Source organism: Caballeronia sp. LZ001 (assembly GCF_031450875.1).
Taxonomy (GTDB): domain Bacteria; phylum Pseudomonadota; class Gammaproteobacteria; order Burkholderiales; family Burkholderiaceae; genus Caballeronia.
In genome coordinates this window covers 954,785-970,724 of record NZ_JARTVX010000003.1, presented here as the reverse complement: position 1 = coordinate 970,724, position 15,940 = coordinate 954,785, and the positions used below count along the sequence as shown (strand labels likewise).

At 62.4% G+C, this 15,940-nt stretch carries 14 protein-coding genes; 7 read left to right on the top strand and 7 right to left on the bottom strand.

Going from position 1 to position 15,940, the window contains the following annotated elements:
* Window positions 1-15 precede the first annotated feature (15 nt).
* Both P9292_RS08980 and P9292_RS08975 read left to right on the top strand, forming a co-directional pair.
* The gene (locus P9292_RS08980) at window positions 16-822 is read left to right on the top strand and encodes an NAD(P)-dependent oxidoreductase (protein ID WP_309845674.1); all 807 of its coding nucleotides are present in this window, start codon (window positions 16-18) and stop codon (window positions 820-822) included.
* Window positions 823-859: 37 nt separating this feature from the next.
* Complete coding sequence (locus P9292_RS08975) at window positions 860-1,831, top strand: amidohydrolase family protein (RefSeq protein ID WP_309958619.1); 972 nt, start codon at window positions 860-862, stop codon at window positions 1,829-1,831.
* Here the strand turns inward: P9292_RS08975 and P9292_RS08970 are convergent, their stop codons facing one another.
* From P9292_RS08970 to P9292_RS08950, 5 genes are all read right to left on the bottom strand, one after another.
* Window positions 1,832-2,779 (bottom strand): 2-hydroxyacid dehydrogenase, encoded by a 948-nt coding sequence (locus tag P9292_RS08970; protein ID WP_309958618.1) that lies wholly within the window; start codon window positions 2,777-2,779, stop codon window positions 1,832-1,834.
* Between the two features lie 9 nt (window positions 2,780-2,788).
* Complete coding sequence (locus P9292_RS08965) at window positions 2,789-4,096, bottom strand: MFS transporter (protein WP_309845682.1); 1,308 nt, start codon at window positions 4,094-4,096, stop codon at window positions 2,789-2,791.
* 39 nt (window positions 4,097-4,135) lie between these two features.
* A complete protein-coding gene (locus P9292_RS08960) occupies window positions 4,136-5,083 on the bottom strand; it encodes a dihydrodipicolinate synthase family protein (protein ID WP_250469469.1) in 948 nt (315 codons plus the stop codon).
* Window positions 5,084-5,260: 177 nt separating this feature from the next.
* Window positions 5,261-7,021 (bottom strand): IlvD/Edd family dehydratase, encoded by a 1,761-nt coding sequence (locus tag P9292_RS08955; protein ID WP_309958617.1) that lies wholly within the window; start codon window positions 7,019-7,021, stop codon window positions 5,261-5,263.
* A gap of 108 nt (window positions 7,022-7,129) precedes the next feature.
* Window positions 7,130-8,032: a LysR substrate-binding domain-containing protein gene (locus P9292_RS08950; RefSeq protein ID WP_244830616.1), complete on the bottom strand. Its 903-nt coding sequence runs from the start codon at window positions 8,030-8,032 to the stop codon at window positions 7,130-7,132.
* Window positions 8,033-8,138: 106 nt separating this feature from the next.
* Here P9292_RS08950 and P9292_RS08945 point away from each other — a divergent pair, with 106 nt between their 5' ends.
* The gene (locus P9292_RS08945) at window positions 8,139-9,260 is read left to right on the top strand and encodes a mandelate racemase/muconate lactonizing enzyme family protein (RefSeq protein ID WP_244830614.1); all 1,122 of its coding nucleotides are present in this window, start codon (window positions 8,139-8,141) and stop codon (window positions 9,258-9,260) included.
* 61 nt (window positions 9,261-9,321) lie between these two features.
* On the opposite strand, the gene P9292_RS08940 is transcribed toward P9292_RS08945, so the two are convergent.
* Window positions 9,322-10,566 carry a DUF1479 domain-containing protein gene (locus tag P9292_RS08940; RefSeq protein WP_309958616.1) on the bottom strand — a complete coding sequence of 415 codons (1,245 nt, stop codon included), beginning with the start codon at window positions 10,564-10,566 and terminating at the stop codon, window positions 9,322-9,324.
* A 95-nt stretch (window positions 10,567-10,661) separates the two neighbouring features.
* On the opposite strand from P9292_RS08940, the gene P9292_RS08935 reads away from it, so the two are divergent.
* From P9292_RS08935 to P9292_RS08920, 4 genes are all read left to right on the top strand, one after another.
* The gene (locus P9292_RS08935) at window positions 10,662-11,618 is read left to right on the top strand and encodes an AraC family transcriptional regulator (RefSeq protein ID WP_309958615.1); all 957 of its coding nucleotides are present in this window, start codon (window positions 10,662-10,664) and stop codon (window positions 11,616-11,618) included.
* 85 nt (window positions 11,619-11,703) lie between these two features.
* Complete coding sequence (locus P9292_RS08930; protein WP_309845698.1) at window positions 11,704-12,351, top strand: glucose-6-phosphate isomerase; 648 nt, start codon at window positions 11,704-11,706, stop codon at window positions 12,349-12,351.
* A complete protein-coding gene (locus P9292_RS08925; protein ID WP_309958614.1) occupies window positions 12,348-13,319 on the top strand; it encodes a shikimate dehydrogenase in 972 nt (323 codons plus the stop codon). Before P9292_RS08930 ends, P9292_RS08925 begins: the two co-directional genes overlap by 4 nt.
* Window positions 13,319-13,597 carry a DUF3253 domain-containing protein gene (locus P9292_RS08920; RefSeq protein WP_250511611.1) on the top strand — a complete coding sequence of 93 codons (279 nt, stop codon included), beginning with the start codon at window positions 13,319-13,321 and terminating at the stop codon, window positions 13,595-13,597. The genes P9292_RS08925 and P9292_RS08920 overlap by 1 nt, the downstream gene beginning before the upstream one ends.
* A 54-nt stretch (window positions 13,598-13,651) precedes the next feature.
* On the opposite strand, the gene P9292_RS08915 is transcribed toward P9292_RS08920, so the two are convergent.
* The gene (locus P9292_RS08915) at window positions 13,652-15,925 is read right to left on the bottom strand and encodes a phosphocholine-specific phospholipase C (protein WP_309958613.1); all 2,274 of its coding nucleotides are present in this window, start codon (window positions 15,923-15,925) and stop codon (window positions 13,652-13,654) included.
* Between the last annotated feature and the right edge of the window lie 15 nt (window positions 15,926-15,940).

The window sequence follows — 15,940 nt, the reverse complement described above, 5'->3', positions numbered from 1 at the left end:
ACGGAGAGACAACGCATGAAACGGGTTTTGATCACGGGCGCGGCCGGACTCATCGGCCGCGTGCTACGCGCCGGATTCGCGGGCCGTTACGCGCTACGCCTTGCCGACATCGCGCCGCAAGCGAGCGCGGGCGAGCATGAGGAAATCGTCACTGCCGACATCACGCGTCCCGAGCGCTTGCGCGAGATCATGGAGGGCGTCGATGTGGTCGTGCATCTCGCGGGCATTCCCGACGAGGACACGTGGCAGAAGATTCGCGACATGAACATCGATGGCTGCTACAACGTCTTCGAGGCGGCGCGCGAGGCGGGCGTGAAACGCGTGGTGTTCGCGAGTTCGAATCATGCGGTGGGCTTTCATCGGCGCGACAGGATGATCGACGACACGGTCACGGTTCGCCCCGACAGCCGCTATGGTGTGTCGAAGGCGTTCGGCGAAGCGCTCGGGCGTTTGTATGCCGACAAGTACGGCATGTCGGTGGCGTGTTTGCGCATCGGTTCGTTTCGTCCCGACGACAAGCCGACCGAGCCGCGCCACCTTTATTCGTGGATCAGTCATCGCGACATGGTGCAACTGACGCGTCGCGCTATCGATGCGCCGGACTATCACTTCGTCATCGTTTATGGCGTGTCCGACAATGCGCGCAATCGCTGGAGCAATGCGAATGCGCGTGCGCTCGGCTATCGACCGCAGGACGATGCGCAGACGCATGCGCTGGAAATCTCCTCATCGAGCGAAGCGGAAGACGCGACCGAGGCGCTGTTTCATGGCGGCTTCGGTTGTCTTCGCGAGTTCGAGGGAGACACACAGCGCATCGATTAATACGTGCAGGCACATTCGAATAAAACAGGAGACAGCCTTGTCGAAGTGGAATGGAAAGCGTCGCGAGACGCTGAAGGCGCTGAGTGCGCTCGTTGCATCAGCGGGTGGTTTGGCATTGAGCGGTTGCGCAGAAACGCGAGTACAGAGTGACGCGCAGCAAGTCAAATGGTCCACCGGCACCGAGCGCACGAAGCTCGCGATGCCGCCCGATGCGACCGACTGCCATCATCACATCTACGATCATCGCTATCCGTGGGCGCCCGAAGCGACGCTCAAGCCCGGCGATGCAACCGTCGACGATTATCGGCAACTGCAAAAGCGCATCGGCACGACGCGCAATGTCATCATCCAGCCGTCGAGTTATGGCGTCGATAACCGTCTGCTCGTCGAATCCATCGCGCGTTTCAACGGACGCGCACGCGGCATTGCGGTCGTCAATACGAGCGTGACTCAGACGGAACTCGAAGCCTTGAATCGCGCTGGCGTACGCGGTATCCGCTTCAATCTCGCGCCACCGGGAACGACCACGCTCGATATGGTGAAGCCGCTTGCGGCTCGTATTGCGCCAATGGGGTGGCATGTGCAGGTGAACGCACCCGCTGCGTTTTTGATGCAGGCGCGAAGCACGTGGTACGACTTGCCGTGTCCGGTCGTATTCGATCATCTTGCGCACGTGCCGGAACCCGATGCGGTGCATCAGGCTTCTTTTCAGATGGTCTCCGAGTTGCTGACGAGCGGGAAGGCGTACGTGAAGCTGATCGGCTTCTACAACGAGACGCAGGTCGGGCCGCCTTCGTATGCGGATAGCGTCGCGCTCGCGGCGGGCTTTGCTCAGGTCGCGCCGGAGCGCGTGCTGTGGGGAAGCGACTGGCCGCATCCGACGGAGCAGCCGTTGAATCGCATTCCCGATGATGCCTTGCTCGCGGACCTTTTCGCCAACGTCGTGCCGGATGAAGCGACGCGCAAGCGCATTCTCGTCGATACGCCCGCCACGCTGTATCAGTTCTAATCATTCGATATGGACAGGCGTCAATGCCCGTCCTGTCGTGAAGAACGAGACGACGTTGTCGGCGGTGAGTTTGGCCATTGCAAGCCGCGTCTCATGCGTCGCGCTGCCGATATGCGGGCTCAGCACGACATTGTCCAACTGTCGCAAAGGCGAATCGTTGAGCGGTTCGTGCTCGAAGACATCGAGCGCGGCGCCCGCGAGCGCCTGGCGTTCCAGCGCTGCGACCAGCGCCGCTTCATCCACGACGGAACCGCGCGCAATGTTCACGAGCATGCCCTTGGACCCAAGCGCGTCGAGCACGGTAGCATCGATCAGATGACGCGTCGCGCTGCCGCCCGGACAACTCGCGATCAGAATGTCCGACCAGCGCGCAAGCTGAACGGGCGTCTCGAACCATTCGAACGGCAACGCCTGACGCGCGCGCCCGAAGTACGCGATCTCGACACGGAACGGCGCGAGTCTTCGCGCGATCTCTTTGCCGACGCGCCCCATGCCGACGATCCCGACGCGCTTGCCCGCCAGGTTCGAGCCGAGCGGCAGTACGCCGTTCGACCACGCGCCTTCGCGTACGAAGCGGTCGGCTCGCGGCAGTTGCCTTAGCATCGCGAGCACGAGTCCTATCGTCAGTTCGGCGACGGCCGCGTTGAGCAGATCGGGCGTGTTGGTCACGACGATGCCGCGTTCGCGCGCAAACTCGACCGGAATGCGGTCGAAGCCGACGCCGCTCGTCGCAATGATGCGCAGCGCGGGTAATCGTTCTATGAGCGCGATGTCGATGTCGTAGTTGGACCGTGTGACGATAACGCCGATGCGCGCGCGGAGCGCGTCGTCAGCGCCGATCTCGGCGAGCGTGTGTAGAGCGAGGCGCTCTTTCAGCAAGGCCTCGGCAATGGCAGGAAACTCGCCTATCCGCAAAACGGGTGGCACATTCGTGTCGTTGGCGGTCATCGTCAATCCTTACTTGTTGACGAGCTTCGCCGGCACGAAGACGAAGATCAGCAACGCGGACAACGCAAGCGAAGCCGCAACCACGAACAGTCCCGACGAAAGCGAATGCGTGATCGATTTGAGCCAGCCGATCACGGCCGGGCTTACGAATCCGGCAAGATTGCCCGTGCAGTTGATGAGCGCGATGCCCGCCGCCGCGCCCGTGCCGCCGAGAAACGCCGTGGGCAGCGCCCAGAACATCGGCAGCGCGGTGATGACGCCCGCAGTCGCGAGCGTGAGGCCGGCCACCGAGATCGCCGATGACGCGCCGAAGAGCGCGCACAGCACGAAGCCCGCTCCGGCAATGAGCGCGGGCAGCGCGACGTGCCAGCGCCGCTCGCGTGTGCGGTCGGCGTGCTTGCCGGTGAGGATCATCGCGATGAGGGCGACGGAGTAGGGAATCATCGTCAGAAGGCCGATGATGAACGCGTCTTCTATACCCGTCGAACGCAGGATGGTCGGCTGCCAGAAGCCGATTGCGTACGAACCCATGACAATGCCGAAGAGGATCAGACACATTAAATACACGCGCGCCGACGTGAACACCGCGCGCACCGAGCCGTGCGTTTGCGTGGCGGTATCGGCGGCGATTTCATCGAGGATCACGCGCTTTTCGGGTTCGGAGAGCCAGGTGGCGTCGGCGACGCGGTCATCGAGATGCTTCAGGATCACGAAGCCGAGTACGATGGACGGCACCGCTTCGATGATGAAGAGCCACTGCCAACCTTCGAAGCCACCCACGCCGCTCATCGAATGCATGATCCAGCCGGACGCCGGTCCGCCGATAAGCCCCGACACCGGATTGCCCGCCATCAGGAGCGCAATCATCTTGCCGCGCCGATGCGACGGGAACCAGTACGTCAGATACAGCACCATGCCCGGAAAGAAGCCCGCTTCCGCGACACCGAGCAGAAACCGCACGGCGTAGAACTGCATGGGCGTGGAGACCCAGGCAGTGGCCATCGATAACGCGGCCCAGGTAATCATGATCCGCGCGATCCAGCGCCGCGCGCCGATGCGATGCAGCAGAAGGTTGCTCGGTACCTCGAAAAAGAAGTAACCAACGAAGAACAACCCCGCACCGAGGCCGTACACGGCTTCGCTCAGATGCAACGAGTTCAGCATCTGCAGCTTGGCGAAGCCGACGTTGACGCGATCCAGATAAGCGACCACGTAGCCGACGAACAAGAGCGGCATGAAGCGCAGCGCAACGCGGCGAAAGATGGAATCGGCGTCGTCGGTTGCTATCGAGGCGGGAAGTGAAGGGCTGTCGTACAAGATTTGTCTCCGTTTTTATTCGTATGGTTGTACGGCGGTTCAGTGCGCGGGTTCGCGAACGCCGAGCTGATCGGCATGCGGAATGGAAAAGCCGATGGCGTCCAGCGCGTTTTCAAGCTGCACGCGTTGCGTGCCATCGAGTTCGACGAGCGGCGGGCGCAAATTCGCCCAGCCTTCATCGCCGGATTGCCATGCAATGGCCGCTTTCATCGCGGCAATCATCGGGAAGCGCTGGAACACCGCGCGCGTTTCGTCTAGGCGGCGTTGCTGTGCGGGCGCATCGACGGCGCGCCATTCGCGCGCGAGCTTGCCGATGGCCGCCGCATTCACGTTGCCCGTCGCGGTGATGCAACCCGCGCCGCCCGCTTGCAACGTGCGCAACAGGAACGTCTCGCTGCCCGCGAAGACTTCGAAGCCCGTGGACGCGAAAGCATCGATCACGGCCGACGTGTTGTTCCAGTCGCCCGAGCTGTCCTTGATGCCCGCAATGGTGCCCGGATACGCCTTCAGCAAGCGTTCGATGAGTGCAAGGCTCAACGGCACCTGCGCGACCGGAGGAATGTGATAGAGATAAATCTTCAGACGCGCATCGGCGACAGCGTCTATCACGGTGGCGTATGCGCGGAACAGACCTTCGTCGCTCACGCCCTTGTAGTAGAACGGCGGCAGCATCAGCACGCCGCCACAGCCGTTCGCTACCGCATGGCGTGTGAGTTCGATGGTGTCCGGCAACGCACACGCGCCGGTGCCAGGCATCATGCGTGCAGCGGGCAGGCCTGCGCCGATGAGCGCATCGAGCAGTCCGCGCTTCTCCGCGACGGACATGGAGTTGGCCTCGGAATTCGTGCCGAACACGGCCAGCCCGACATCGTCGTCGAGCAACGCGCGGCAGTGGCGAATCAGACGCTCGGCCGATGGCGCGCCGTTATCGTCGAATGGCGTGAGAACGGGCGACAGCGCGCCCTGAAAGGTCTTTGATGTAGTCATGGCAAGCGTCTCCGGTGTCGTTCGAGGGTCGCGCCAGTATCGCCGTGGGTTGGATATCGAAGAACAAGGGTGCGCTTGCTTCAAAGACAAAAATTTCTTGTGTCTTATGCGGACGTTTCCCGTGAACGCAAAAAAGGCCGCTCGCAAGCGGCCCTGGCGTGCTTCAGCATGACGCGTCTAGCTTCTTGGCGTCGTGCCGCGCTTCTCCGTCGCGCGCAAGAAATCGAAGTCGACGCCTTTATCCGCTTGCGTCACCGTATCGAGAAACAGCTTGCGGTATCCACGCTCCGCTGTCGGTATCGTCACGGGATGTCGGGCCGCACGCGCAGCGAGTTCCTCGTCGCTGATCAGCAGGCTGATCTCGCGCTTCGACACGGACAGGCGAATGCGGTCGCCCGTCTGCACGTGTGCGAGCGGCCCGCCGATCGCCGATTCGGGCGTCACGTGCAGCACGATCGTGCCAAATGCGGTGCCGCTCATGCGGCCATCGGAGATGCGCACCATGTCCTTGACGCCCGCCGTCGCGAGCTTGCGCGGGATCGGAATGTACCCGGCTTCCGGCATGCCGGGCGCGCCCTTCGGACCGATGTTCTTGAGCACCAGAATGTCATCGGCGTTGACGTCGAGATCGGCGGAATCGATGCGCGTGGCCAAGTCCGCGCCGTTCTCGAACACCACCGCGCGGCCCTCGTGCTCCATGAGTTCGGCGTTCGCCGCCGACTGCTTGATGATCGCGCCGCCCGGCGCGAGATTGCCTTCGAGGACGGCAATACCGCCTTGCGGATAGATCGGCTTGTCGAACGAGCGCACGACATCCTGCACGAAGGCCGGACCCGCCGCTTCGATCTCCTCGCCGAGCGTGCGGCCCGTGACGGTCAGCGCGTTCAGATTGAGAAGCGGCTTGAGTTCGCGCAGCAGCGTGGCCATGCCGCCCGCCTTATGAAAATCCTCCATGTAATGCGAGCCGGACGGCTTCAGATCGAGCAGCACGGGCGTCTCGCGGCCCATGCGGTCGAGCGCTTTCAGATCGACGTCGTAGCCCATGCGTCCGGCAATGGCGGTCAGATGCACGATGCCATTGGTCGAACCGCCGATAGCCAGCAGCACGCGCATGGCGTTCTCGAAGGCATCGGCGGTGAGGATCTTGTCGATGGTGAGGTCGTCCTTCGCCATCTGCACGGCTTGCGTGCCGGTCATTTCGGCGACGCGCATGCGGTCCGATGTCACCGCGGGCGGCGCGGCGCCGCCCGGAACGGTCATGCCGAGCGCCTCGGCAATACACGCCATGGTGCTTGCCGTGCCCATCACCGAACACGTGCCCACGCTCGCGACGAGCTGGTTGTTGACCGCCGCGATTTCCGTCTCGTCGATCTCCTCCGCGCGAAAACGTCCCCAATAGCGCCGGCAATCGGTGCATGCGCCCACGCGCTCGCCGCGATGCGCGCCCGTCAGCATGGAACCGGTGATGAGCTGGATCGCCGGGATATTCGCCGATGCCGCGCCCATCAGTTGCGCGGGCACGGTCTTGTCGCATCCGCCGATCAGCACGACGGCGTCCATGGGCTGCGCGCGAATCATCTCCTCGGTGTCGATCGACATGAGGTTGCGCAGATACATGCTGGTGGGCTGCGAGAACGATTCGGCAATGGAGATGGTCGGGAAGTCCATTGGCAGGCCACCCGCGAGCATGACGCCGCGCTTGACGGCCTCGATCAACTGCGGCGCGTTGCCATGACACGGGTTATACGCGCTGCCCGTGTTGACGATGCCGATCACCGGCCGGTCGAGCGCGCTGTCCGTATAGCCCGCGCCCTTGATGAAAGCCTTGCGCAGAAAGAGCGAGAAGCCGCTGTCGCCATAGCTCGTCAGCGATTTGCGCAGGCCGCCGGGTTGCGGGTCTTGTTCAGCGCCGGACTTTTTCTTGAATGTGTCGCTCATGTTGCTGGCGTCTCCTGTAGGTGTGTCCTCATTATCGCGGCTGGCTTGCGTTGCCGCGACACGCTCGCGCTTGCTTCAAACCATAGAACTTCTTGCTTCCGGACGTGACTATTGCTTCGGTTTGCCCGACCCGTGCCGCGTCCGTTCGATAGAGTCCGCCGCGCCGAGAAACGCCTGCACGAGCCGGATGCGCGCGCATGAACGTCCCCATAACAAGCCGACGAGACGCTTGGGCGCCGCGTTGGGGAGCGCCCACTTGCGCACGGAAATGCCCGGATACTCGTGCGGCGCCCAGTCCGGCACGAGCGAGACGCCCAGCCCGCGATCGACCAGCGTGGCGATGGCCGCGAGGCCATCGAGTTCGCAGCGCTGATTCGGCTTGATACCTTGCTGCCGTAAATACGCATCCGCGAGTTGGCCGCCGACCACGTTACGGTCGTAGCGAATGAAGGGTTCTGAAAGCAAGGTCGCGTGGACGTCGTTGACGTTCATCGCGGCGGGCGTCAGAAGCACGAGCGGCTCCGTGCGAAACGTATGCCAGTCGCAGCTTTTCGGGAGATTGAAAAGCGGTTGCGCGATCACGGCGGCATCGAGATCGCCTGCCGTCACCTTGCGATAAAGATCGAGCGACGTGCCCGGCTCCAGATAGAAGTCCATCTGCGGATGATGACCGAGCAGCACCGCGAGCGCGTCGGGAATGAGGCTGCCCATCATCGTCGCCATGCCGCCAAGACGCAGTTGACCGCCTAATTGATCCGTGTCCTCGATGTCCGAACGCAAGTCGCGAATGTCGTGCAGCACCGCTCGCGCCCGCGCGAGAATGCGCTCGCCGGCTTCCGTCGCGCCCACCGTGCGGCCCGAGCGACGCACGAGCGTGGCGCCGAGTTCGGCTTCGAGCATCTTGACGCGTTGCGCGACGGCGGCGGGCGTCAGATCGAGCCTGCGCGCGGCTTCCGCGATCGAACCCAGTTCGACGACGAACACGAAGCTCTGCAGATAGCGCGAGTCCATCGATAAAAAATTTTGGGTTTGAAGAAGCCAAAGGATACTTCTTCTGCGGCGCGCATGTCATCAGACTCAATGTTGCGGTTCTTGACGACAATACAGGGAGACAGCCATGCCTATCATCGAATCCATCGCCGTATGCGCGGCCGCGGTGCCGCTCGATCGCGTCACGTCCTTTTCGACGCGCACGGTGTCCACGCGTCATTACGGCCTCGTCAAGGTGCGCTCGACCGATGGCGTCGAAGGCATTGGCTTTTGCTATATCGGCAGCGCGGCGGGCGAATTGCTGACCGTGGCGGTGGAGCAGTTGCTCGCGCCGGTGCTGATCGGCCGCGACTCGTACGCTGTGGAAGGACTCTGGCAGACGATGTATAACGAAGCGCTATTGCAAGGACGCGCGGGCACCGTGATGCGTGCGCTGTCCATTCTCGATGTCGCGCTGTGGGATCTCAACGCGCGCACGCATGGCGTGGCCTTGCACAAGTATCTCGGCGCGAACGAGCTCGAAAGCGTGCCGGCCTATGCGAGCGGTGGCTACTATCTCGACGGCAAGACACCTGAAAAGCTCGGCGAGGAAATGGCCGGCTACGTGGAGATGGGTTTTCGGGCGGTGAAGATGAAAGGCGGGCGTTTGTCGCCGCAGGAAGAGGAGCGGCGCGTGAAGGCGGCACGCGAAGCCGTCGGGCCCGACGTCGAACTGATGATCGACATGAACAACGGCTGGACCGATCTCACGCAGGCCTTGCAGCATGTGCGCCGCATCGAGCAATACGATCCGTACTTCATCGAAGAGCCCTTTTCGCCAGACGATGTCGACAATCACGCGAGGCTTGCGAAGGCCACGCGCATTCCGGTGGCGACGGGCGAGATCGGCTATGGCCGCTGGTATCACAAGGAATTGCTCGACCAGGGCGCGGCCGCGATTCTGCAATCGGATGCGGCCGTGTGCGGCGGCATTACCGAATGGCGCAAGATCGCGGCGACGGCGGCAAGTCATGGCGTCGTGATGTGTCCGCACTGGTTCCACGACCTGCACGCGCCGCTCGTTGCTGCCACGCCGAACGCGCGCTACGTCGAATATTTCTGGGACGATCAGGTGCTCAACTTCCGCCGTCTGGTGGACCGCCAGTTGTCGCATGAGAACGGGCGCGTCAAGCTGCACGACGCGCCCGGCCTCGGCTTCTCCTTCGATGAATCGCAGGTGGCGAAGTACGGGCAGTGGAAGCGGATTTGAAGGCTTTTATTCGGTCCTGGTTGCGATGGCGTGCGCCCGTTTTATCGACGACTCATGAGCTTTAAAGATCGAACCCGAGTTGCGCTTTGCCGAGCGGCGTCAGGTCTTCCATCGTGGCGCGTCCGACGAAGTCGACCTCGAAGTGATCGGCGGGAAAGTCGGGCGGGCTTCTGCCTTCGAGGAAAGCGGGCAACTGGCGTTTGAGATATTCGTCGTTCTTGGCGCACGCAGGCGCCGAAGCGATATACATCACGTTGCTGTAGCCCGCGCCGCGATGCGCGTCTTCCACAGCGTGGATCACGTCGCTGTGCCAGAAGACGGTGTCGCCCGCCCGCATGTGCGGGATCGAAGACAACGCTTCGAAAAGCAGTGCATGAAATTCGGGCTTGATGGAAAGCGCGCGGCCGGGCATGGCGCCGCACAGGTCGTCGTCGGCGACATCGTCCTGAAGGGCGCGCAACAGGATATACGCCATCGAGTTCGCAATCGGCACGAGCTGCAACGTGCCGTCGCCCGGACCTTGCGGCGTGAGCGCGGTCCATCCTTGAAACGTGCGGAACATGGAGCACACCGCGGGCGACGCGATCTCCTCGACATCCGGCCGGAACGCGGCGTCGAATGGGTCATATTGACGCCAGTTGCCGTCGAACACATGCCGGTACACCTTGCGGAAATTTGCTTCGATCCACCGTTCGACCGAGCCGCCGTCGCAATGCGCGGACAGACCCAACGACTCGGAGCCGGGCGGACGTCGGCGCATGCGGTCGGCATACACCGGCACGCGCTCGGGATCGAAATGAACGCGGCCTTCGCTCTCGACGCGCCACAAGCGGTTGAGGAACACACGCGCCGCAGTCAAGGAAGGCGCCTGCCGTGCCAGCACCTGCGGCTTCGACCAGTACACGCCGTAAATCTGCGGCTTGCTCGAGGCGAGCTGGCCGAAGTATTTGTCCTCGGCGCGGTTCTGCAGTCGCGTATCGAGGTCGTTGCGCTCGACATACTCCGCGATATCGCGGTCCCATTGTTCGACGAGCGATGCTTCGAACACATTGCGGATCACGCACGCACCACGCGACTTGATGAGCGCGATCTGCTCCGCGCTCACGCGCTGCTGCGCGATCTCGGAGAACTGGATTTCAGGGATGACGTTCTCGCCGCGATTACGTCGCTCGGCAATCTCGCCGGCCTCGGCGTGGATTGCTTCTTCCACTTCGGCGAAGACTTCGCGATAGTTCGGCAGCCGCTCGCGAAGCGCTCGTTTGGCTTGCCGGATGGTTGCCGGCAAATCGTCGATTTCAAGTGCCATGGTTGTCTCCGTATGGGTTTTGCCATACCGGCAGAATAGGCCGATGACGCCTGCAGAAGTGATACCATCCGGACAACTTCTTCGCGTCTTCTGCCATGAAACCCGCATACGAACACGTCGAATTCGGTGATGAATGTTCGGTGAGGGTTTACCACCGGCGTCTGCCGCGCATTCCTTTCGAATGGCACCATCATCCCGAATACGAGTTGACGCTCACGCTCAACAGCCACGGCAAGCGTTATATCGGCGATTCGATCGAGGGTTATTCCGACGCGGATCTGGTGCTCGTGCCACCGAATCTCCCGCATACGTGGGCGTCGAACCGTTCGATCGATTCGAGCGTGCCTCAGGTCGCCATCGTGATCTGGTTCAGTGGTGAATGGGCGCGGCGGCTCGCGGATGTCTGCCCCGAATACACACCCTTGCGCGACCTCTTGCGCCGAACCGCGTGCGGACTGGCGTTCGGTGAGGAAGTCGGCGCCGCGATGCGCACGCAACTCGACAAGCTGCTTTGCAACGCGCCCCGCGAACGCCTGGGCGCCGCGCTGAACGTGCTTTGCTCGCTGGCGGAAGCGCCTGGTCGACCGCTTGCATCGCCTGCTGCGTTCAGTGAGCGTACGGAGGGTCCTTCGGGTCACGAACCGGAACGCATCAACCGCGTACTCTCGATGATCGACTCGCGCTTTGCCGAACCGCTGCGCCTTTCCGAGCTTTGCGAGGCGGCCAACGTGTCGGAACGTTCGCTTGCGCGCTACTTCGAGCAGCACATGGGCGAGAGCGTGGGACGATACATCGCGCGGGTCAGAATTGGACATGCCTGCCGCATGCTCGCGCATACGTCCGCGCCGGTGTCCGTCGTCGCGGCGCGCTCCGGGTTTCCGAATGTCGCCAACTTCAACCGGCAATTCAAGGCGATGAAGGACCTCACGCCGGTCGCTTATCGAAGACAATTCGCAGTCGGTGATGTTGCCGAGGCGCACGCCGGGCCGCGTATAACCGAGCGCTCGCCTTCGTTGCAGCGCAATCCGCGCATGCCGAAGTCGATTGCGTGACGGCGTCATGCGTCACGGTCACGCATGACGCCACTTAAGTTAGCATTGACCCTTCCGCTTTTCCAACCTTCCTTGGAGATGGCTCATGCAATGGCCTGAACCGCGCTCATTCGATGTGAACCTGAATACCGGGCTGATGGAAGGCACGGGCACGCGATACCAGAAGCGCCTCGACGATCTCGCCGGCTTGTACGCCGATGCAGCCGCCTTCGACGCGCTAGCTTCCGCTCGCGGCAAGGATGTCGTGTACGACGTGACCGATCATCGCCCAAGCGATCAGCCGGGCGACCTCATCACCGGCGTCACGCGCATGTCGCCAGGGAAGGTCGGCCGCGAATACTTCATGACGCGCGGGCATATTCACGCGAACATCGACCGGCCGGAGTTGTATTTCGGTCTCAAGGGCGACGGGCTCATGTCGATGGAGTCGCCGGACGGAGAGACACGCATCGTCGAAATACACGCGCATACCGTGTGCTACGTGCCGCCGCGCTGGATTCATCGTTCCGTCAACACGGGCGCGGAAGACTTCGTGATGCTGTTCTGCTATCCGGCGGATTCGGGGCAGGACTACGCAATCATCGAACAAGCGGGCGGCATGCGCTTGCGTATCGTAGATGACGGTCAGGGCGGCTGGCGCAGCGAAGCGAATCCTGCGTATCGCGAGCGTTCGCAAGCCGACGTGGAAGCGCTGATCGCGCGCGGCGCGCGTGCCGAAGGAGCGGCGCGATGAGTTACCAAGCCGCGCAACGGCCGACGTTTTACTTCATCGGCGTGACGACCGCGCAAAGTTCGATCATGCGCGTGTTTCCCGCATGGGCAAGACATCTCGGGCTCGGTAATGTCGAGATGAAGGGCATCGACTTCGAGCCGCATTCGCCGGCGAATGCGTATCGCGAAGCCGTCGAGTTCTTGCGCGACGATCCCTTGTCGGTTGGCGCGCTCGTCACCACGCACAAGATCGATTTGTACGCTGCGTGCCGCGATCTCTTCGATGAGATCGATCCTCACGCGCTCATGATGAGCGAAACGAGTTGCCTCTCCAAGCGCGATGGCAAGTTCGTCTGTCACGCCAAGGACCCGATCACTTCCGGCTTCGCGCTCGATGGCTTCCTGCCCGAACAGCATTTCGCAACGACGGGCGCGGAAGCGTTCTCGATGGGCGCGGGCGGCTCGACCATTGCGATGACATGGCATCTGATGCAACCAGGCCGTGGCGCGAATCGGCCGTCGAAGGTGATCGTATCGGACCGTTCGGCGGCGCGGCTCGAGGAGATCGAGCGGATTCATCGAGAGGTCGGCGCTGGCGTTGCATGCGAGTACGTGCTCGTGCAGGACGCAAAGGACAATGACGCGGTGCTCGCGCGATTGTCTTCGGGCGCGTTGGTGATCAATGCGACGGGACTTGGCAAGGACGCGCCAGGTTCGCCGCTCAGCGACGCAGCCGTGTTCCCGCAACGCGCCGTGGTTTGGGAGCTGAATTATCGCGGCGATCTGGTCTTTCTCGAACAGGCGCGTGCGCAGGCGCTTCAAAAGCAATTGCAGATAGAAGACGGGTGGACTTACTTCATCTACGGCTGGACGCGCGTGATGGCCGAAGTGTTCCATGTCGAGATTCCGTCGCGTGGACCCGCGTTCGATGAGCTATGCCGGATCGCGGCGGAAGCGGGCAAGCCGGCGCCTGCGCGCCCGGTTGCGTGATGAGCGTATCTACGCGGGACATCGAAAATTGCGCGCTGGATTTGCTTGGCGGACGTGCCGCGACTTCTTCCATCTGTCCGTCGGATGTGGCACGCAATCTAGTGAGCGACGAAGATGGATGGCGCGCGCTGATGCCTTTGGTCAGGGACGTAGCCGCGCAAATGGCGCGTGAAGGCAAAGTGCTGATCACACAAGGGGACGTGACGCTGGACCCCGATGCAATGAGTCATGGGCCCATTCGCTTGCGGCGCGGGCCGGCTTTTCCGGCATCGGCATAAAGAGCGTAAGCGGTCCGCGTCATCGTCGAGACGACACGGACCCGCTCATGCACGTTAAGAAGCCATTCCCATGGCCGGATCGGAAACGAGGTCCTTGCCATTCTCCACACGTCCCGCGAAGCGTCGCTTGAACGCGTTCAGACCGTTGCACGTGACCATGAAGTCGTACCAGTTGCCGCTATCGGCAATTGGCCAGGTCACTTCGACGACCGAGTTCGCAGCCACCGTCGTGACCCACGGACCATTCGTGAGATAGGCCAGCGCTGCCGTCGTGAACGTGCACGACTGATTGCCGCGGTTGTAGAGCTTCACGCTGACGAGCGACGTATCGCACGGCTGATAGCAAACCTGAATCTCGGCATTCGCGGATGCGCTCACTTCCTTCAGATTGCCCGCAAACTCGCGGTGGTAACCATTGGGTCCAAGCACCCACAGGTCGTATCGTCCTGCATCGCTGGCAGGCACGGTCCACGTTCCCGTCAGCGACTTGCCCGCCTCGACGACGAAGCGGCGCGGCACGAGTTCGAGATGGTTTCTGTCGTACACATGAAACACCGCGCCCGCGTTGTTCGTGCTGCCATTCGCGAATTCGAGCGCGACCGTGCTTGCGTTGGCGTTCACATGCGCGGTCGTGTGCAGCTCGTAAGGCAAGGCGCGCGACGGACGTGTACCGGTAGCCTGCGCGGGCAACGGCGAACTCGCCGTCACGGACTGCGCCTGAATCGCGGATGCCGCCGCCTGCGACTTGGCGAGCGCATCGGCCGAGTCCTTCGTCGTGCGCCCGGAGAGCGTCGGCAGCGCGGCATCGTTCGGATTGACGAAGTTGAAGCACGAGGTCAGGTCGCCGCAAATCGCACGCCGATAGCTGCTGATCTGCGGTTCGGTCACGCCGAAGCGCTTTTCGAGGAACATGAGCGTCGAGGTGTGATCGAAGACCTGCGAGTTCACGAAGCCGCCACGGCTCCACGGCGAGATCACCCACATCGGCACGCGCGGGCCGGGGCCGTAAGGTCGTCCGTCGGTCTTCGGCTGATTGCTCGTTGCCGGCGCGAAGTTGTGATATTCCACCGCCATGTCGGTGTCGGACAAGGTGCTCGCACCCGCGAGCGTGCCATCGCTTGCGTGCGACGGCGCGCTCGGCGGCGGAAGGTGATCGAAGAAGCCATCGTTCTCGTCGTAATTGACGAGCAGCACGGTCTTGCTCCACACATCCGGGTTCGCGGTCAGCGCATCGAGCACTTCCTGCACGTACCAGCCGCCTTGCGTGGGACTCGACGGACCGGGATGCTCGCTATATACGGACGGCGGGATGATCCACGATACGGCAGGCAGCGTGCCCTTCTGGATGTCGTCGCGAAACGTTTCGAGAAAGCCTTGTGGCATGGTGTTGCCGAAGCCTTTCGCGAGCGGACTCAGGGCGTCGTCGATCGATGGGTCGTAGAACGCGCCCGCCGCCGTCACGGGTTGCGTGATGTCCGTGTTCGCCACGTACACCGGTCGCCGTGCGGCGGGCATCTGCTCGATTGCGGTGCGCCAGTGGCGAAAGCTCATCATCTCGTTGCAGCCGAAATTGTCGATGAGACTTTGATACACCTTCCAGCTCACGCCCGCGTTTTGCAGACGGTCGGCATAGGTCGTCCAGGTCCAGCCGGTGGACGACGAGCCGATGTCATTGCCGCCATTGAACTCGTTGTTCAATGCGGCCACCTTGACCGGCGCGTTGGTCGACGGACTCAAACCGTTGGGACCGTTCGTGCCGGTCCAGTAGAAGAGACGGTTTGCAATCGTGCCGGTGTGCATGCCGCAGTGATACGAATCGCACAGCGTGAAGGCGTCCGCGAGCGCGCGATGAAAGGGCACTTCGACCGTTTCGTAATAGCCCATCGACAAGGGCTTCTTCGCGGTCGGCCATGCGGCCATGCGGCCGTTGTCCCATGCGGCCTGCGAGTCGGACCACGTATGCGGTGTGCTGCCCGCGCGCAGTGCGTTGCCTTTCGACTCGTCGAGATGATAGGGAATCAGCGTGCTCGTCGAGCCGGAACTCGTGTAGTTCTGATAGAAGACGTTTGCGCCGTTCGGCGAGGGAATGGCAAAGCGGTCGCCATAACCGCGCACGCCCTTGAAAGTGCCGAAATAGCTGTCGAACGAACGGTTTTCCAGCATCAGCAACACGACGTGCTGAACGTCCCTGATCGTGCCCGTGACATTGTTCGCGTCGATGGCGAGCGCGCGCCGAATAGCAGGCGGGAACGTCGAAAGCACGGCGGCGGAAGCGGCGGTGCCAAGCGACGTCTTGATGAAGCTTCGTTTAGATGGACTGAATGTCATGCCATTGATGAGTTT